General features: G+C 71.8%; 17 protein-coding genes and 1 tRNA gene. 9 read left to right on the top strand and 9 right to left on the bottom strand.

What is annotated here, in order from left to right; translation table 11 throughout:
- The first annotated feature begins 209 nt into the window (after nucleotides 1–209).
- Nucleotides 210–3,956 carry an AAA family ATPase gene (locus J2Y46_RS19110; RefSeq protein ID WP_396653217.1) on the top strand — a complete coding sequence of 1,249 codons (3,747 nt, stop codon included), beginning with the start codon at nucleotides 210–212 and terminating at the stop codon, nucleotides 3,954–3,956.
- Nucleotides 3,943–4,161: a hypothetical protein gene (locus tag J2Y46_RS19105; RefSeq protein ID WP_045298281.1), complete on the top strand. Its 219-nt coding sequence runs from the start codon at nucleotides 3,943–3,945 to the stop codon at nucleotides 4,159–4,161. Before J2Y46_RS19110 ends, J2Y46_RS19105 begins: the two co-directional genes overlap by 14 nt.
- Here J2Y46_RS19105 and mscL read toward each other — a convergent pair.
- Genes mscL through J2Y46_RS19090 form a run of 3 tightly spaced genes read right to left on the bottom strand, consistent with a single transcriptional unit; the run spans nucleotide 4,158 to nucleotide 5,540 of the window.
- Complete coding sequence (gene mscL / locus J2Y46_RS19100; protein ID WP_045298283.1) at nucleotides 4,158–4,580, bottom strand: large conductance mechanosensitive channel protein MscL; 423 nt, start codon at nucleotides 4,578–4,580, stop codon at nucleotides 4,158–4,160. The two genes, J2Y46_RS19105 and mscL, sit on opposite strands and share 4 nt — an antisense overlap.
- Nucleotides 4,581–4,623: 43 nt before the next feature.
- Complete coding sequence (locus J2Y46_RS19095) at nucleotides 4,624–4,923, bottom strand: FmdB family zinc ribbon protein (protein ID WP_310244561.1); 300 nt, start codon at nucleotides 4,921–4,923, stop codon at nucleotides 4,624–4,626.
- Nucleotides 4,924–4,943: 20 nt separating this feature from the next.
- The gene (locus J2Y46_RS19090) at nucleotides 4,944–5,540 is read right to left on the bottom strand and encodes a 5-formyltetrahydrofolate cyclo-ligase (RefSeq protein ID WP_045298288.1); all 597 of its coding nucleotides are present in this window, start codon (nucleotides 5,538–5,540) and stop codon (nucleotides 4,944–4,946) included.
- Between the two features lie 80 nt (nucleotides 5,541–5,620).
- Here J2Y46_RS19090 and galU point away from each other — a divergent pair, with 80 nt between their 5' ends.
- The 4 genes from galU to J2Y46_RS19070 all read left to right on the top strand — a co-directional run bounded on the left by galU (nucleotide 5,621) and on the right by J2Y46_RS19070 (nucleotide 8,463).
- Nucleotides 5,621–6,508 carry a UTP--glucose-1-phosphate uridylyltransferase GalU gene (galU, locus tag J2Y46_RS19085; protein ID WP_045298290.1) on the top strand — a complete coding sequence of 296 codons (888 nt, stop codon included), beginning with the start codon at nucleotides 5,621–5,623 and terminating at the stop codon, nucleotides 6,506–6,508.
- A gap of 23 nt (nucleotides 6,509–6,531) precedes the next feature.
- The gene (locus J2Y46_RS19080; protein WP_045298292.1) at nucleotides 6,532–7,161 is read left to right on the top strand and encodes a GNAT family N-acetyltransferase; all 630 of its coding nucleotides are present in this window, start codon (nucleotides 6,532–6,534) and stop codon (nucleotides 7,159–7,161) included.
- Nucleotides 7,162–7,298: 137 nt separating this feature from the next.
- Nucleotides 7,299–8,324, top strand: a complete 1,026-nt coding sequence (locus J2Y46_RS19075; protein WP_310244556.1) for a large exoprotein — start codon at nucleotides 7,299–7,301, stop codon at nucleotides 8,322–8,324.
- 66 nt (nucleotides 8,325–8,390) lie between these two features.
- Nucleotides 8,391–8,463 (top strand) — tRNA-Ala (locus J2Y46_RS19070).
- 134 nt (nucleotides 8,464–8,597) lie between these two features.
- Here J2Y46_RS19070 and hemL read toward each other — a convergent pair.
- From hemL to hemE, 6 genes are all read right to left on the bottom strand, one after another.
- A complete protein-coding gene (gene hemL / locus J2Y46_RS19065; protein ID WP_045300019.1) occupies nucleotides 8,598–9,914 on the bottom strand; it encodes a glutamate-1-semialdehyde 2,1-aminomutase in 1,317 nt (438 codons plus the stop codon).
- Entirely contained in the window at nucleotides 9,911–10,837 is a 927-nt protein-coding gene (gene hemB / locus J2Y46_RS19060; protein ID WP_396653216.1) for a porphobilinogen synthase, read from the bottom strand. Before hemB ends, hemL begins: the two co-directional genes overlap by 4 nt.
- A gap of 50 nt (nucleotides 10,838–10,887) precedes the next feature.
- Nucleotides 10,888–11,805: a hydroxymethylbilane synthase gene (hemC, locus tag J2Y46_RS19055; protein ID WP_310244553.1), complete on the bottom strand. Its 918-nt coding sequence runs from the start codon at nucleotides 11,803–11,805 to the stop codon at nucleotides 10,888–10,890.
- Nucleotides 11,802–12,485 carry a hydrogen peroxide-dependent heme synthase gene (gene hemQ, locus J2Y46_RS19050; protein ID WP_045300016.1) on the bottom strand — a complete coding sequence of 228 codons (684 nt, stop codon included), beginning with the start codon at nucleotides 12,483–12,485 and terminating at the stop codon, nucleotides 11,802–11,804. Before hemQ ends, hemC begins: the two co-directional genes overlap by 4 nt.
- A 174-nt stretch (nucleotides 12,486–12,659) precedes the next feature.
- Nucleotides 12,660–13,865 carry an FAD-dependent oxidoreductase gene (locus J2Y46_RS19045; RefSeq protein ID WP_310244549.1) on the bottom strand — a complete coding sequence of 402 codons (1,206 nt, stop codon included), beginning with the start codon at nucleotides 13,863–13,865 and terminating at the stop codon, nucleotides 12,660–12,662.
- Nucleotides 13,858–14,916 carry a uroporphyrinogen decarboxylase gene (hemE, locus tag J2Y46_RS19040; RefSeq protein WP_045300012.1) on the bottom strand — a complete coding sequence of 353 codons (1,059 nt, stop codon included), beginning with the start codon at nucleotides 14,914–14,916 and terminating at the stop codon, nucleotides 13,858–13,860. The genes J2Y46_RS19045 and hemE overlap by 8 nt, the downstream gene beginning before the upstream one ends.
- Nucleotides 14,917–14,933: 17 nt before the next feature.
- Between hemE and J2Y46_RS19035 the strand changes: the two genes are divergently transcribed.
- From J2Y46_RS19035 to J2Y46_RS19025, 3 genes are all read left to right on the top strand, one after another.
- Complete coding sequence (locus J2Y46_RS19035) at nucleotides 14,934–16,181, top strand: glutamyl-tRNA reductase (protein ID WP_310244543.1); 1,248 nt, start codon at nucleotides 14,934–14,936, stop codon at nucleotides 16,179–16,181.
- A 128-nt stretch (nucleotides 16,182–16,309) separates the two neighbouring features.
- Nucleotides 16,310–16,909: a winged helix-turn-helix domain-containing protein gene (locus tag J2Y46_RS19030; RefSeq protein ID WP_310244540.1), complete on the top strand. Its 600-nt coding sequence runs from the start codon at nucleotides 16,310–16,312 to the stop codon at nucleotides 16,907–16,909.
- Entirely contained in the window at nucleotides 16,906–18,138 is a 1,233-nt protein-coding gene (locus J2Y46_RS19025; RefSeq protein ID WP_310244537.1) for an MFS transporter, read from the top strand. Before J2Y46_RS19030 ends, J2Y46_RS19025 begins: the two co-directional genes overlap by 4 nt.
- Nucleotides 18,139–18,142 lie beyond the last annotated feature (4 nt).

Raw genomic sequence — 18,142 nt, 5'->3', positions numbered from 1 at the left:
GACCATCCTGGCGCGCGTCGGGGACGCCGTCGCCGGTCGTCGGCAGGATCTGTGGGAACGAGGCGCGGCACGTCCGCGGGGGAGGAGGGGCGTCGTCCGGACGCTGTTGCCCGACGGTCCAATACCGCGAAACTCAGGTCCATTGCAAGAGCCGGGCACACGTCGCCTCTAGGGTGGCACGTGTGTGGCGAGCAGAACGCAGCGCCGTGTTGGGCTCAGGAGATGCCGAGCGCGGGTACGACGTGACCCCGGGTGATCTGGGTCTCGCCGAACCCGACGTCACCGTCGTGCACGTCGCCGAGACCGAGCGCGATCGGCTCCGGCTGCAGTCCGCCGCCCTGGGCGGCAGGTCGACTCTGCTGCACTTCGTGGACGGGCAGGATGCCGCGATCGAGATCACGAAGGCGCACCCCGGAAGCCTGCCCCAGTTCATCACCGGTCGGTCGACGCTGCTGTCGAACCTCTTCCGCGACGAGGTCGCGCTGCGCAACGCCCGGCTCGCGGCCCAGAGCATCACCGCGAAGGACCAGGAGCTGCGCACGACCCGCGGACTCGACACCGTGCGGCTCGCGGTCGGTCTTGCGACCTGGCGCGTCGCCGGGATCACGTGGAGCGCGCCCGTGCTGCTCCGCCCGCTGGCGATCCGACGCCACCATGGCGACTTCGAACTCAAGCTGCACGGGACGTTCGCGGTCAACCCCGAGCTGATCCGCGCGATGCGCACGCACTTCGGCATCATGATCGACGCCGGGGGCCTCGCTGCTCTGGCATATGAGGGCGGCGTCTTCAAGCCGCAGCCGGTGATCGACCACATCCGTGCGCTCACCGCGTCGATCGAGAGCTACGCCGTGAAGCCGCGTCTGCTCGTGTCGACCTTCGCCGATGTCGGCGGCGACATGGCGCTGGACGCGTCGGATCTCGACCATCGGGTTCTCAACGCGCTCGCCGGTCACGTCGCCGACCGTGAATCGCTCACGGTCCGCCGGGACGGACCGGTGCCGACGAGCCCCGACGAGCGTGCCCCCGCCGCCGACACGCTGCTCCTCGACGCCGACTCCGAGCAGGAGCGGGTGCTCGCGCGCATCGCCGACGGCCAGTCCCTCGTCATCCACACGCTGCCCGGCACCGGCGGCACGCAGACCGTCATCAACGCGGTGGGCGCGCTCGTGCGAGATGGCAAGCGCGTCCTGGTGGTGAGCGCGCGCCGGTCGACGCTCGACGGCGTGCGGCATCGCCTCGCGGGCATCGGGCTCCCGGGCCTGGCCGTCTCGCCCGACCGCCTCCAGCGTGATCTCATCCGAGCGATCGGCCGGAACGAGAAGGCCGAGGTTCCGAAGGTCTCCGACATCGACGATGCGCTGGTGCGGCTGCGGGGCGTACTCCGGGACTACCGCTCGGCCGTGACCGCGAAGCATCCCGACTTCGGCGTGTCGGTGCTCGACATCCTGCGCGAGCTCGCCGAACTCGCCGAGCGCGGCGTCGCCCCGGCGACCGAGGCGCGCTTCGACGCCGACGCCCTCGCGAGCCTCGCATCGAGGCGGGAGGATGCGGCGGCGAAGCTCTCCGCCGCCGCGCGACTCGGCGAGTTCCGTTTCGGCCCCGACGACTCGCCCTGGTACGGCGTCACGTTCGCGACGGTGGAGGAGGCCCGCGGGGCGCACGCGCTCGCCGGCAAGCTGCACCGCAGTGACGTGCCGACGCTGCTGGAACGCGGATACGAGCTCATCGCGCAGACGCGCATGCGGCCGTTCCAGACCGTCGCCGAGCTGGGCGTGTACCTGCGCCTGCTGCGCGGCATCCGTGACTCGCTCGACAAGTTCAGCCTCACCGTCTTCGAGCGGCCGCTGGCCGAGCTCATCCAGGCGCACGCGCCTCGTCGCGATTCGCCGGAGATGAACGGCGCCAACCGGCGCCGTCTCCGCCGCCTCTCGCGCGAGTATCTGCGTCCCGGCGTCCACGTGCCCGACATGTACGAGGCGCTGGTGCGCATCCAGCAGCAGCGCACCGAATGGCAGCGGTACGTCGATGTGGGCGTGACCCCCGAGTTGCCGCTCGGCCTCGGCGACGTGCAGGTCGCCTGGCAGCGGGTCGACGCCGAACTCGGCGAAGTGGACGCCGTGCTCGGCCGAACCGGTGCCGACAGGCTCGCGACGCTCCCGGTGAAGCAGCTCGTCCGCACGCTCGCCGGGCTCGCCGCGGACTCTGACGTCTTCGACAACCTCAAGGAGCGGGCGACGCTGCGCTCCGAGCTCGCCGCGATGGGCCTCGAACCGCTCCTCCTCGAGCTGTCGGTGCGGCACGTGCCCGAAGACGAGGTGGCCGCCGAGCTCGAGTACGCGTGGTGGCAGTCGGCGCTCGAGCTGCTGCTGCGCACCGACCGTGCCGTGCTCGGCGCGAACACCGCCGTCGTCGACCGGCTGGAGCGCGACTTCCGGCTCGTCGACGAAGCTCATGCCGCAGCATCCGGTCCGCTCCTCGCCGCCCATCTCGCCACGCAGTGGCGGATCGGGATCGTCGACCACCGCTCCGAAGCCGACGGGCTGAAGCAGGCGCTGAAGCGGGGCGCCATCACGCCCGCCGAGCTCGCGGCGGTGGCGCCGACGCTCTCGCGCACCGTGGCGCCCGTCTGGCTCGCCTCGCCCTACGAGGTGCCCCGCATCCCCGAGGCGGTCGCGTTCGACGTCGTCGTACTGGCGGATGCCGGGGCGCTGTGCCTTGCCGAGGCCTCACCGGCGCTGCGCCGCGCGGGGCAGGTCGTGGCGTTCGGCGACCCCGTGACGCAGAAGCCCACGCCGTTCCACGTCTCCGCAGGCTCCGCGATGTCGGCCGCCGTTGCGCCGCCCTCGACCAACGGCGATGGCGCGCTCGTCGACGCCGATGACGACGAGGCGCCCTTCGACAGCACGAGTGTCTTCGAGCGCCTCGCCGAGCTGCTGCCCGTCGAGACGCTCACCCGCAGCTACCGGGCCGGCGGGGAGGATCTCGCCGCACTCGTCAACGACGCGTTCTACGGCGGCGAGCTCGTCTCGCTGCCGTGGGCGGGGTCGTACCTGGGGCGCGGCAGCCTCGCGGTCGACTATGTCGAAGGCGGCCACGGCACCCCCGACCCGATCACCGGAGCCGTCGAGAGCCCGGACTCGGAGGTGGCCCGCGTCGTGACCCTCGTGGTCGAGCACGCCGTCAACCGGGGCACCGAATCGCTGATGGTCGTCACCGCGAGCGTGCGGCACGCCGAGCGCATCCGCGCCGCCGTCGAGGCCGCCTTCGCCGGACGCTCCGACGTCGCCGACTTCGTCTCGCGCGACACCGCTGAGCCGTTCGCGGTGCTCACCCTCGAGGAGTCCGTCGCCGAGAGCCGCGACCGCGTGATCTTCTCGCTCGGCTACGGACTCACCAAGCACGGCCGTGTGCTGAGCGACTTCGGCGACCTGTCGTCGCCCGACGGCGAGCGGCTGCTCACGGTCGGCATGACGCGTGCACGCCGCTCCATGGTGATCGTGTCGTCGATCCGTCCGTCGGCCTTCGACGACGGTCGCCTCGAATACGGTGCCGCGACGCTCATGTCGATCCTGGGCGGCATCGCGGCCAGGTCCCGTGAGGCGCGGCTCGAGGACCTCGCCGACCCCCTCACGCGCGCGCTCGCCCGCGAACTGCGTCGTGCCGGGCTCTCCGTCGACGTGCACTACCGCGGCCTGCTGCCGCTCGTCGCGCAGTACGACGGCAAGGCGGTCGTGGTCGAGAGCGATCCCGAGACGATCGGGGAGTCGCTGCGCGAGTCGCTGCGGCTGCGCCCGCAGATCCTGCGCCGGCTCGGCTGGCACTACGTGCGCGTGCACTCGTTCGACCTGTATCGCGACCCGGCCGACGTCGCGCAGCGCATCGCCGCGATGCTGGGCGTGCCGCCCGACGCTCCCCGGGTCGACAACGAGACCCAGCCCATCGATGTCCTCGAGTGACCGGCAGCGGATCGAGCGTGTCAAGGGCTCCCGTCGCGCGAAGCTGACGCCCGCACCGGGAACCACCGCCGAGCCGATCCCGGCCGACGAGAAGACGACGGATGCCGCGCCCCCAGCCGGCCGCAAGGGCCAGGGCAACGCAGCATCCGACTCAGCCGGTCCGAACGATGAGCGCCTGCGGCGCGACGTCCCGCCGCACTACTAGAGCCGCGAGCTGGTGCTCTGCTTCTCGAGGATGTCGCGGATCTGCACCAGGATCTCCTGCTCGGTCGGGAGTTTCGGCTCCTCGTCGGCAGGGGTGATGCCGGCCTTCGCGGCCGCGCGCTCCTTGAGCACGTTCATGGGGTGCACGAAGACGAAATAGACGACGATCGCGACCGCGATGAAGGCGATCAGCGCGTTGATGAGATCGCTGATCGGAAAGGTGACCGGCCCCCACAGACCGTTCACCGTGATGCCGATCTCGCCGTTCGCATCCGGCTTCCACACCAGCGCGATGATCGGGTTGATGATGCTCGAGACGATCGCGTTGACGACGGCCGTGAATGCGGCGCCGATGACGACCGCGACGGCCAGGTCGATGACGTTTCCGCGGAGAATGAATTCCTTGAAACCCTTGATCACGAGTACCCCCTGAGGTGTCTCCCGCGCCTGGGGCGCCGGAGGATCAGGCTCCGGACGACGCGGGCGAGGCTTTCGCCTCGGTCTTCGATGATGTCGAAGTCGACGAGGACGCGCCACCCGGGGCATCCGTTCCGCCGCCCGATCCCGACCCGCCGGACTTCGCGCCGGCGCGGGAATCGGTGCGGTAGAAGCCCGAACCGTTGAAGGTGACGCCGATCGAGCCGTACTCCTTGCGCAACACTCCGCCGCACTCCGGGCACTCGGTCAGGGTCGGGTCGGCGAAGGACTGCACGGCGTCGAAGCGGTGACCGCACTGCTTGCAGGCGTAGGCGTAAGTGGGCATGGATTCTCTCGGTTCGGCTGTCAGCGCCGCGTGGGCGCGAGGGTGATGGTGCGCGTGGGCGTGATGACACCCGTGACGCGCTCGTCGAGTTCGTCGCTCGGCACTTCGTCCACGAACTCGGAGTCGAAGACGACCGCGTAGACGGGAGGGCACCGCTCCATCGACCCGAGGGTCTTGTCGTAGAAGCCGCGTCCCCAGCCGAGCCGCATCCCGGTGCGGTCGACGGAGGCCGCGGGGATGACGAGGAGGTCGACGTCGTTGACCGCGATCGGGCCCAGCAGTTCGCCGACGGGCTCGGGCAGTCCGTACATGCCCTCGGCGATGTCGCCCTCGGGGGTGGCGACCGCCCAGTCGAGGAGGCCGTCCGCGCGCGTCACGGGGAGCAGGACACGGATGCCGCGGGCCACGGCATCCGCCACGAAAGAGCGGGTGCCCGGCTCTGCCGTGGTCGAGAGGAAGCACGAGATCGAGCGGGCGCCGTGCTCGGCGACCAGGGCGTCGAGCTGGGCGTGGATGCCCGCCTCGGCGGTCTCGCGCGCCTGCGGCGAGAGGCACTGGCGTCGCTCGCGGAGCTCGGCGCGCAGGGCGCGCTTGGCATCGGCGATCGCGTCGGACATGGTGTCGATTGTACGGCGCGCAGTATCGCACACCGTCCGTCCGGGCGAGAAGGCCTGGTCGCCGCACCTAGACTCTCCCCATGGCGCACACCTCCATCAAGGCAGTCATCCCCGCTGCGGGCCTCGGCACCCGCTTCCTTCCCGCGACGAAGGCGATGCCGAAGGAGATGCTTCCCGTCGTCGACAAGCCGGCGATCCAGTACGTGGTCGAAGAGGCCGCGCAGGCCGGCATCGACGACATCCTGGTGATCATCGGGCGCAACAAGAACGCGATCTCGAACCACTTCGACTCGGTCCCCGAGCTGGAGGAGAAGCTGAAGGACAAGGGCGACATCGACCGCCTGCACCGGGTGCTGGAGTCGAGCGACCTCGCCGACATCCACTTCGTGCGCCAGGGCGAGCCCAAGGGTCTCGGTCACGCCGTGCTGCGCGCGAAGGCCCACGTCGGCGACTCCTCGTTCGCCGTGATGCTCGGTGACGACCTCATCGACGAGCGCGACGAGCTGCTCACCACGATGATCGCGGAGCACGAGCGCACCGGAGCGGCGATCATCGCCCTCATGGAGGTCGACCCCGAGCACATCAACCTCTATGGCGTCGCGTCGGTGGAGTCCACCGACAGCAACGGCATCGTGAAGGTCAACGGGCTCGTCGAGAAGCCCAAGGCCGAGGACGCACCGTCGAATCTGGCCGTCATCGGCCGATACGTCCTCTCGCCGAACGTGTTCGAGATCCTCGAGCGCACCGAGCCCGGCAAGGGCGGCGAGATCCAGCTCACCGACGCACTTCAGGAGCTCGCGGCCGACCCCGATGGCCCTGGCGTCTACGGCGTGGTTTTCCGTGGCCGTCGCTACGACACCGGCGATAGGGTGGATTACATCAAGGCCATCGTGCAGCTGGCGGCCGATCGCGAAGATCTCGGTCCCGCACTGCGTCCCTGGTTCAAGGATTTCGCGGCGAACCTCTGACGCCGCCCGTTCGAGGGGGTCTCGTGGATCTGTCGGCTCCCCGCAGGCACGGCTCGGTGGCGATCCGGCTCGTCCGCCAGCGCGACGCGCGCGTGCTGCAGAACGAGCTGCTCTCGAACCGCGGCTGGCTGCGCCCGTGGGAGGCGACCAGTCCCGACGGCCCGGTGTCGTTCGACATGCGTGTCGGCATCCGACGGCTGCTGCAGCAGTACCGCGACGGCGCCGGCGTGCCGTTCGTCATGGAGTCCGACGGTGAGATCGCGGGCCAGCTGAACGTGTGGGGCGTCGCCCGGGGCTCGCTCGCGTCCGCGACGATCGGGTACTGGGTAAGCGAGCGGTTCGCCGGGCGCGGCATCACTCCGACGGCGGTGGCCCTCGCGACCGACATCTGCTTCTCCGAGCTGCGGCTGCACCGCATGGAGATCTGCATCCGTCCCGAGAACCGGGCCAGCCTGCGCGTGGTCGAGAAGCTCGGCTTCCGCTACGAAGGCCTGCGCCGACGCTTCATCCACATCGACGGCGACTGGCGCGACCACTACGCGTTCGCCCTCGTCCGCGAGGACGTTCCCGAGGGTGTGCTCCAGCGCTGGGTGTCGGGTCGCGTTCCCCAGGATGCGGCCACGGTTCCGCCCGCGGACCGGCTGCACGCATAGGTCGTCCGGTTGCCGATCTCCACCCCTGCCGACGGGCGGGCCCAAATCGCGCTGACGGAAACACGAGACGACCCGTCTTGCGTGACACGCGGACGGATGTGGGGGACACCGCCGTCCGGTCGCTTACCGTGGTGACCATGGGCGGGCAGGTGTGGGGTGGGGGAGTCGTCGTTCTCGTCGCCGTGGCGCTCTGGCTGGTGTATCTGCTCCCGTCGTGGCACAGCCGCCGGCAGTTCGACGCGGCCGAACGCAACGCCGTCCGCCTGAACCAGGCTCTCCGCGTGCTCGCCGAGACGAGCGAGACGCCCGAGGAGGTGAGGCTCGAGCTCAACGCCCGCACCGCCGCCGCGCAGCAGAAGCTCGCGAAGCGCGCCTTGGCCGAGCGCGAGCACGCGGCGCTCGAGGGCGCCCGCGTCGACCTCGAGATCGCCAAGGCTGAGCGCGAGGCCGCCGAGGCCGCCGCCCGCATCGGCGTGGAGCGGGCGCGCACCGACCGCGTCGCCGCCGAGGCCGCCGCGCGCGTCGATCTGGAGCGCGCCCGCGCCGAACGTGCACAGGCGGCCGCCGACGCGCGCTCCGACCTCGCCTCGGTCCGTTCTCTTCCGGCGGCGCGCCGTGCGCGCGCCCGGCGCCGGTTCCGGCTCGCAGCGACCTTCGCGGGCGTCGTGGGCCTCGGAATCGCCGCATGGGGTGTGTACGAGACCATCACGGCCGGTGCGCAGACCCTGATGTGGGTGGGAGTCGGCCTGGTGGCGGCATCCGGTCTCATTCTTCGCCGCCTCTCCCGCGTCGCCGCGCGTGCCGTGTCGCGGGCCACGGATGCTGCGCCCCGCCGCATCGCGCAGCTGCAGGATGTGGCCCTCGAGCGCGAACAGCGCGAATGGGCGCCGCGCGACCTTCCCCGCCCGCTCACGGCGTCGGCGGGCTCACGGGCGGCCGCGGTGCTGGATGGCGAAGCAGCTCGCGCGGCGCTGCGGCAGGCCGCCCTCGAAGAGGCGATGGCAGCCCGTGCGGCGGCGCAGCAGCCGCCCTCGATCGACGTCGCGCGGACCGCGCGGACGGCCTCCGCGGAGTCCGAATACGCCCGTATGGGATACGTCGACGACGCCGAGATCGAGGCGCACGTGCGGCAGCTGCTGACCCGTCGCGCGGCCGGCGAATAGGCCTCTCACGCGGGCTCCGTCGATTCGGAGCGGGTGTCGAACCGTGATAGTGTTTTCGAGGTTCAAGGGCCTGTAGCGCAGTTGGTAGCGCGCCTCGTTCGCATCGAGGAGGTCAGGGGTTCGATTCCCCTCAGGTCCACCGAGAGAAGGCCCCCACGGCGTGGGGGCCTTCTGCTTTCCCTCCGTCGTGCGAGCCGCAGCGGCCCGTTGCGCACGCCCGCGTCCCTGCGATGACGATGGTGGGGCGCTCACCTGGAGGGGCGTCCGGCGGCCTCAGTCGGCAGTGGCCTCGGCGGCGGCGCGCGCGGCGGCCGGAAGAGCCTCGACGATGCGCGAGACGGCGGTGCCGTCGTGCGCGGCCGACACGAACCAGGCCTCGAACACCGAGGGCGGCAGCGAGACGCCCTGGGCGAGCATCGCGCGGAAGAACGGCGGATAGCGGAACGCCTCCTGCGCCTTCACCGTGTCGTAGTCCGTCGGCGCCTCGGCCGCGAACTGGATCGAGAACAGGTTGCCCGAGCGCTGCACGACGTGCGTGACGCCGGCATCGGAGAGAGCGGATGCGGCGGCATCGGCGATCGTCGTCGCCGCGCCGTCGATGCGGGCATAGGCGGCGTCGTCGAGGTGGTCGAGCGTCGTGCGTCCCGCGGCGACGGCGAGCGGGTTGCCGCTCAGCGTGCCGGCCTGGTACACCGGGCCGAGCGGTGCGAGCAGGTCCATGAGCGCGGCGGACCCGCCGAGCGCGGCGAGGGGGAGCCCGCCGCCCACGACCTTTCCGAACGTGATGAGGTCGGGCGAGAACGCCACCGGGTCGATGCCGTACCAGCCGGCGGGGCCGACACGGAAGCCGGTGAGCACCTCGTCGAGGATCAGCAGCGCGCCGTGCGCGTGCGCGATGTCGGCGAGGGCCGCGTTGAAGCCGTCCGCGGGCGGGACGATGCCCATGTTGGCGGGCGCCGCCTCGACGATGACGGCGGCGATGTCGTCGCCGCGCGCCGCGAACACCTCCCGGACGGCGTCGAGGTCGTTGTACGCGATCACCAGCGTCTGCGCGGCGATCGGGGCGGGAACGCCCGCGGAGCCCGGCATCGCGAGCGTCGCGACGCCCGACCCCGCCTCGGCCAGCAACCCGTCCGAATGCCCGTGGTAGTGCCCGGCGAACTTCACGATGAGGTCGCGCCCGGTCGCCCCGCGCGCAAGGCGGATCGCGGTCATGGTCGCCTCGGTGCCTGTGGAGACGAGGCGGACCCGCTCCACCGGCTTCGCCTCGCCGTCTCGCGAGACGCGCGCGGCGATCAGCTCGGCCAGCTCCGTCTCGCCCGGCGTGCTCGCGCCGAAGCCGAGGCCGTGGGCCGCGGCATCCTGAACCGCCTTCACGACCGCGGGGTGGGCGTGGCCGAGGATCGCGGGACCCCAGGACCCGACGAGGTCGACATATTCGTGCCCCTCGACATCGGTCACGTACGGGCCCGACGCCGACACGAAGAAGCGCGGCGTCTCGTGCACCGAGCCGAAGGCGCGCACCGGCGAGTTCACCCCGCCCGGCATGGCGCCGCGCGCGCGGGCGAATTCCTGTGCGTTCGTCGTCATCGGATCCACTCCGCAAGCTCCAGGGCCCAGTAGGTCAGCACGGCGTCGGCGCCGGCACGGCGGATGCCGATCACCGACTCCTCGATCGCGCGGCGGCGGTCGATCCACCCGTGGGCGGCGGCCGCCTCGATCATGGCGTACTCGCCCGACACCTGGTAGGCCCAGACGGGGACGGGGCTGGTCGCCGCGGCATCCGCCAGCACATCCAGATAGCTCATCGCGGGCTTGACCATCACGATGTCGGCGCCCTCTGCGATGTCGAGGTCGAGCTCGCGGGCCCCCTCGCGGCGGTTGGCCGGATCCTGCTGGTAGGTGCGGCGGTCGCCCTCGAGCGAGGACTGCACGGCCTCGCGGAACGGTCCGTAGAACGCCGAGGCGTACTTCGCCGCATAAGCGAGGATCGGGGTGCTGCCGTGACCGGAGTCGTCGAGCGCGTCGCGCACCGCGGCGACCTGGCCGTCCATCATGCCCGACAGTCCCAGCAGCTGCGAGCCCGCTTCGGCCTGGGCCACGCCCATGTCGCGGTAGCGCTCCAGGGTCGCGTCGTTGTCGACGTAGCCCTTCGCATCGAGCACGCCGCAGTGGCCGTGGTCGGTGAACTCGTCGAGGCACAGGTCGGTCTGCACGACGAGCGCGTCCCCGGCCTCGGCGACGGCGATGCGCGTCGCGACGTTGAGGATGCCGTCGGGATCCGTCGCGCCGGAGCCCACCGCGTCCTTGTGCTCGGGCACGCCGAACAGCATGATGCCGCCGATGCCGGCGGCCGCGGCATCCGCCACCACACGCTTCAGGCTCTCGGTCGAGTGCTGCACGACGCCCGGCATGGACGAGATCGGCACCGGCTCGCTCGCGCCCTCGCGCACGAAGAGCGGCAGGATCAGCTCAGCAGGGTGCAGGCGGGTCTCCGCGACGAGCCGCCGCATCGCGGGGGTCGCGCGCAGCCGGCGCGGGCGGTCGGTGGGTCCCAGGACAGTCAAGGGCGTTCTCCCGTCAGGCCGGCGGCGCCGGCATCGAGCAGTTCACGGGCGACGGATGCTGCGACCTCGCGTGACGGATCGCCCTCGTCCTCGGGCCACACGGTGGCGTGCGACGAGGTGAGCGTCGTCGTGCCGTCGAGGCTGTAGACGCTCGCCGAGAGCAGGAGCAGCCCGGCGTCGACGACGGCGCGTGCGCCGACCGGGGCGGAGCACCCGGCCTCGAGGATGGCGAGCACTTCGCGCTCGGCCTCGACGGCAGCGCGGGTCTCGGCGTGGTCGAGACGATCCACGAGGTCCTCCTCGCCGCGGCGCACCTCGACCGCGAGCGCGCCCTGACCGGGCGCCGTCGGCCAGCGGTCGGCGTCGAGGAACTCGGTCACGACATCGGTGCGGCCGATGCGGGTGAGGCCCGCGGCGGCCAGGATGACGGCATCCAGCTCTCCGCTCGTCACCTTGCCGAGGCGCGTGTCGACGTTGCCGCGGATGTCGACGACCTCGAGATCGGGGCGGCGGGCGCGCAGCTGCGCCATGCGGCGGGGGGAGCCGGTGCCGACACGGGCGCCCGCCGGCAGCTTGTCGAGCGTGAGGCCGTCCCGGGCGATGAGCGCGTCCCGGGGGTCTTCGCGCGCGGGCATCGCCGCGACGACGAGCTGGTCGTGAGGCGCTGTCGGGAGGTCCTTGAGCGAGTGGACGATGACGTCGCACTCGCCGGCGAGGAGCGCGTCGCGGAGGGCGCCGGTGAAGAGGCCGGTGCCGCCGGCACGCGACAGCGGCTCGTTCGAGCGGTCGCCGTCGGTGGTGATGGTGACGAGCTCGGTCGTGACGCCGTACGCGTCGGCGAGGTCGTCGGCGACCATGCCGGTCTGCGTCAGCGCGAGCGTGCTGCCGCGCGTGCCGATGCGCAGGGTGGTCACGCCAGCACCTCGGCGATCTCGTCGATGCCGATGCGGCGTCCGGTGTAGAAGGGCACCTCTTCGCGCACGTGGCGGCGTGCCTCGGTCTGACGGAGATCGCGCATGAGGTCGACGAGCTCGACGAGCTCGGGCGCCTCGAGGGCGAGGATCCACTCGTAGTCGCCGAGCGCGAACGACGCGACGGTGTTGCTCAGCACGGAGCGGTGCGCGGCGCCCTTGCGACCGTGGTCGGCGAGCATCTGGCGTCGCTCGTCGTCGGGGAGGATGTACCAGTCGTACGACCGCACGAACGGGTAGACCGTGAGCCAGGCCTCGGGATCCTTGTCGCGCATGAACGCCGGCAGGTGGCTGGCGGTGAACTCGGCGTCGCGGTGCACGCCCATGGCGTTCCAGACCGGCACGAGAGAGGCGAGCGGCTCGGCGCGGCGGAGCGTGCGGAGTGCGGACTGCAGCACCTCGGGGGCGATCCCGACTCCGGTGAGCCAGATCATGAGATCGGCGTCGGCGCGCAGGCCCGACACGTCGTAGAACCCGCGGACGGTGACCCCGGATGCCTCGACCTCGGCGACCGCGGCGGTCAGATCGCCGGCAGGGGCGGAAGCGGACGGTTCGCGGCGGAAGACCGCCCACAGGGTGTAGCCGAGGGTTTCAGTGGGGGAGTTCGCCGCGGGGTCGGTCATGCTCCCATCTTTCCATCCCGCGCATGGGCAGTTTCCGGGAGCGCCGTTTCATTCCGTGCCCGCCTGCAGCCCGGGGCTCATCCTCCGCCTCCCTCGTGCGAAGTCCGGACTTCGCGGGTCGGCGGCCCGGAAGGTATGCGAAGTCCGGACCGCGTGAGCTCGGCGGAACTCCGGTCAGCGCGCCAGGAGATCCGCAGCCGTGCGCTCCGCGTGGGCGACGATGCCGGCGAGGCCGGATCCGGCTACCGTCTCGCCGACGACCGTGGGACCCGAAGAGGGGACGGATGCTGCGGCCGGCCGCACCCAGAACACCTGGGCCGCGTCGACCACGACCGGCAGTCGCACGCCCAGCAGTGTCTCCGCGTCGGCGACCGCTGCGGCAACCGGGTCCGCGGGGGTCTCGTCGTACGAGAGCCGGATGACGTGCCTCCCGGCGGCGGCTTCACGGAGCCACGCCCACTTCGCCGTGGCGTGCGTGAGGGCCCGGGCGCCCACCGGCGCCCCGGCGGCGACGAGCAGCCCGGTGCCGCGGGGAGCGGCATCCAACTCGTCCTGCTCCACGACGAGCGTCACGAGGTCGATGCGGCGACCCGGCGCGGCTGGGGTGGCCACACCCGGCGCGGCCGCGACGACGGTGCCATCGAGAGCGCCGACGTCGCCGACCCGCGTCCCGAGACGGATGTCGCCACCGCGCCGCACGAGGTCGTCGGCGAGAGCCGGCACGAGGCGGTTGACGCCACCGCGGATCCCCGCGACCGCGGCGCCCGGCGCTGCGGCGGCACGCAGACGCGAGACGGCTCCGCTGAGCGAGCCCGCACTCTCGACGGCGTGCGCGAGCGCAGGATGGGCGCGAGCGACCGGGAGTTCGTCGGGGTGCTGCGAGTGCACGCCGTGCACGACCGGTGCGACGAGCCGGTCGAGCACGTCGGCGCCGAGGCGCTCCCGCACGAGCGGACCGAGCACCGCGGGCACGGCGCCGACCGGCCGCGCGTCGAGCGCGACGGCTCGTTCGGCCGCGGCGAGGCCGACCACTCGCACGACGTCGTCGGCGAGGGGGTCCGCCGGAATGCCGAGCAGCGCGGTCGCGGGCAGGGGGACGGCGTCGCCCGTGACGGGCTGCAGCCACGCCGGTCCCGGAGCGGGAGCGACGATGTCGCCGGCGAGGCCCAGCTCCACGAGCAGCGCCTCGACGGCACCGCCGCGGACCGCGAAGCTCTCGGCCCCCGCATCGAGGGCGAGTCCTCCGACGTCGTGGCGCGCGATCGTTCCGCCGAGCCGGCCGGATGCCTCGAACACCGTCACCGAGGCGCCCGCGGCAGCCAGGCGGCGGGCGACGACGAGCCCGGCGACCCCGCCGCCGACGACGCTGAAGTCAGCCATTCGCGTGGACGAACTCCACGATGCGCGTGAGCACGGTCGGGTCGGTGTCAGGCGGGACGCCGTGCCCGAGATTCACGACGTGCGCACGGGCGGCGCGCCCGCGCTCGAGCACGTCGATGATGTGCGCCTCGAGCACCGGCCACGGGGCGCGCAGCAGCGCCGGGTCGATGTTGCCCTGCACCGAGACGTCGGGGCCGAGACGGCGCACCGCCTCGTCGAGCGGGAGACGCCAGTCCACGCCCACGGTGTCGACGCCGACGTCGCGCATCGCGGCGAGCAGTTCGCCGGTGCCGACGCCGAAGTGCACCAGAGGCACGTCGAGGTGGCGCACGGCGTCGAGGGCCAGGGCGGAGAATGGCGCAACGTGCTGCGTGTAGTCGGAAAGGCTGAGCGAGCCCGCCCAGGAGTCGAAGAGCTGCCCGGCCGACGCGCCTGCCTCGATCTGGGCGGCGAGGAATGCGCCGGTGATCTCGGCGCACCACGTCAGCAGCGCGGCCCACGTCTGGGGATCGGAGTGCATGAGAGCCCGCGTCTTGAGCTGCTCCTTCGACGGACCTCCCTCGACGAGGTACGACGCGAGCGTGTACGGAGCACCGGCGAAGCCGATGAGCGGCGTCGTGCCGAGTTCTGAGACCGTGAGCGCGACCGCGTCGCGGATGGGGGCGAGCGCCGCAGGGTCCAGCGGGGGCAGGGATGCGACATCCTCCGCCGTCCGCACCGGGTTCTCGAGCACCGGGCCGCGACCCGCGACGATGCGCACGTCGACGCCCGACAGGCGCACCGGGATCACGATGTCGCTGAAGAAGATGCCCGCGTCGACGCCGTGCCGGCGCACCGGCTGCAGCGTGATCTCGCTGGCGAGCTCGGGATTCAGGCAGGCGTCGAGCATGTCGGTGCCCACCCGCAGCTCGCGGTATTCCGGCAGCGATCGACCCGCCTGACGCATGAACCAGATCGGCGTGCGAGCCGGCCGTTCGCCGCGATAGGCGCGTATCAGCGCGGGGGGATCGTTTCTCTGAAGGACGGAAGGGTGAGAGTCATGCAACGACACACGTTAAGATTAGGTCCGTGCTCCTCTGTCTGACCGCGAACCATCGGAACGCGAGCCTCGACATCCTGGAGCGTCTCTCTGTGGGGGCGCCCACCGCGACGCGCGCCCTTGTGGACGACGAGATCTTCGTCTCCGGCGCCGTCGTGCTCGCGACCTGCAACCGTTTCGAGGCCTATCTCGACATCGACGAGCCGCTCACGGGCGGCGAGGCGGTCGCGGCCGAGTCCGTCATCGAGGCGATGGCCGACGCATCCGGCGTTTCCGTCGATCTGCTGCGCGCGTCGGTCGCGGTCCATCAGGGGGCGGATGCTGCGGCCCACCTCTTCGCCGTCACCAGCGGCCTCGAATCGATGTCGGTCGGCGAAGACGAGATCTCGGGCCAAGTGCGTCGCGCGCTCGACGCCGCGCGCGCCGACGGCCTGACCTCGAGCGAGCTGGAGCGCCTGTTCCAGAAGGCCACCCACACCAGCCGCGGCGTACGCAACCGCACGCAGCTGCGCGGAGCGCACCGCTCTCTCGTGCGCCTCGCCCTCGAGCTGGCGTCGAGCCGCGTCGCCGAGTGGGCCGCCGCCAAGATCGTCCTCGTGGGCACTGGAAAGTACGCCGTCCGCACGGTGGAGGCGCTCCGCGCCCGCGGCGCCGGCGACATCCACGTCTTCTCGCCGTCCGGTCGTGCCGAGTCGTTCGCCGCGCAGCACGGGCTGATCCCCGTGTCGGACTTCGTCGCCGCCGTCGCCGAGGCCGACGTCGTCATCACGTGTACGGCAGATGCCGTCGTGCACGCCGACGCGTTCACGCCCGGGCGACGCGTGCTCGTGATCGACCTCGGGCTCCCGCGGAACGTCGACCCCGCCGTCGGCGCGGTCGAGGCGGTCGAACTGCTCGACCTCGAGACCATCCGGCTGCACGCACCGCTCGCCGAGTTCAGCGCCCACGCTGACGCGCGTGCGATCGTCGGCGACGCCGCCACCGAGTTCCACGCCGACCGCGAGGCCGGACCCGCGATCACCGCACTGCGCGGTGACGTCCTGAACATCGTCGACGATGAGATCGCCCGGGCCCGTTCGCGCGGCGCCGGCGACGAGGTCGAGGCCGCGCTGCGACATCTTGCGGGCGTACTGCTGCACCGTCCGTCCGTGCGCATCCGCGAACTCGCTGTCGAAGGCCGCATCGACGAGGCGCGTGCCGCCCTCGAACTGCTCCACGGCCTGTCGATCGAGGCGCCCGGCGCCGCAGAGGACGACGGCCTCTGGGCCACCGCCTGATCCCCACGTCCGGGTAGGCCGCTGGAGGAGTCCCTCCGCTCTCGCGTCCCCCGCGCCCCGCAGCATCCGTGCGACGTCATTCTAAAGAAGTCTTGCGAAAGGAGTCTTTAGAATCTAAAGTCGTCGCCATGACCACCGACGACCAGCCGTTCCCGCGGTCGGCGCGCCGTGAGCGCATCACCGATCCCGAGCGCATCCGGGCGCTCGCGCACCCGGTGCGGATCGCCCTGCTCGACCACCTGGGCGACGTGGCGGAGGCCACGGCGACGGAGTGCGCCGAGGCGCTGGGGGAGTCGGCCGCGAGCTGCTCGTTCCACCTGCGGATGCTGGAGAAGTACGGCTACATCGAGCGGGCGGAGCGGCGCGGCCGCGAGAAGCCGTGGCGCGTGAAGGTCGCGGACTTCGACATGAGGCCCGATCCGGAGGTGCCCGGTTCGCTGCTCGCGGTGCAGGCGGTCGCGTCGATGGGGCTCGAGTCGGAGTTCCTCCGCGTGATGGACTGGTTCGCACGCATCGATCGCGAGAACGACGAATGGGTGCAGGCGACGACGTTCACGCGCTCGTCGTTCTGGGCGACCGCGGAAGAGCTCGCACAGCTCAGCCGCGATGTGCAGGAGATCACCGACCGGTTCGCGGGCCGGCACACCGATCCGTCGAAGCGGCCGCCGGGTGCCCGCTACTCCCGGTTCTTCGCTGTGGTGAACCCCGAACCGGAGGACGAGAAGTGACCGCCGGCACGGAGCGCGGAGTCCGGCGCGGTCCGGTCGCATGGTCGGCGCCGGGGTTTCCGCGGCTCGCGGCGGGCTGGGTCGCGACCAACCTGGGCGACAGCGCCCTGTTCCTGATGGTCGCGGTCTGGGTGAAGGAGCTCACCGGATCGGACGTCGCGGCCGGCTTCGTCTTCGTCGCGCTGGGTCTGCCGGCGATCCTCGCGCCCTTCATCGGGATGCTCGCCGACAGGATGCCGCGGCGCCGCCTCCTGGTGCTCAACAACGTCGCGCTCGTTCCCCTCGTGCTGTCCCTGCTGCTCGTGTCGGGCACGGCGCAGCTGTGGCTCGTGTACGCCGTCGTCTTCCTCTACAGTGCGGCCGGCTACGTGACGGCGTCGGCGCAGTCGGGCATCATCCGCGCGATGCTGCGCGACGACCAGCTCGCATCGGGCAACGGCGTGCTGTCGACGATCGACAACGGGCTGCGTCTCGTGTCGCCGCTCATCGGCACGGCTCTGTACGTCTGGCTCGGCGCACCGGCGGTCATCGTGCTCACCGCGGCGTGCTTCGCCGTGGCTGCCGTCATCGTCGCGGGACTGCCGGTCGGCGGTGCGGCTCCGGAGCGTGACCCCGGGCGCGGCTCCCTCCGCGAGCTGGTCGCGGGCTTCAAGCAGCTCTTCGCACCGCAGAGTCTCCGGGTCATCACGATCGCCGCGGCGATCGGCTTCGGCGCGACCGGACTGCTCAACATCATCGTGTTCCCGGCCCTCGATGCGATGCACGTCGACCCTGTCGCGATCGGGGTGCTCGTGCCCGTCCAGGGCGCGGGCGCCGTGCTCGGCGGGCTCCTGTCGGCGACCGTCGTGACCCGGTGGGGTGAGGGGCGGTCTGCCGCCCTCGGGCTCCTTCTCATCGCGGTCGGCAGCGTGCCGTTCGCCTTCGGCTCGGTCGTTCTCGGCGGCGCCGGCATGTTCGTGATGGGGATCGGCATCCCGATCACCGTCGTCGCCTTCTCCACCCTCCGCCAGCGCCTCACGCCCGACGCCCTGCAGGGCCGTACCGGCGCCGCGGCCAATGTGGTCGTGAACCTGCCGCAGACCCTCGTATCGATCGCGGGTGCGGGACTCCTCCTCGTCGTCGACTACCGCGTGCTCATCTGGTTGGCTGTCGGGGCCGTGCTGGCCGGCGCGGCGACCGCGCTCCGGGCGCGCCGCACCGTCGCCGTCGCGGCGGCACCGGGGGAGTGAACGC

Source organism: Microbacterium sp. BE35, assembly GCF_031457705.1.
GTDB classification, from domain to species: Bacteria; Actinomycetota; Actinomycetes; order Actinomycetales; family Microbacteriaceae; genus Microbacterium; species Microbacterium trichothecenolyticum.
Note: the sequence above shows the minus strand (reverse complement) of the source record. Positions and strands in the feature narration are given on the sequence as shown.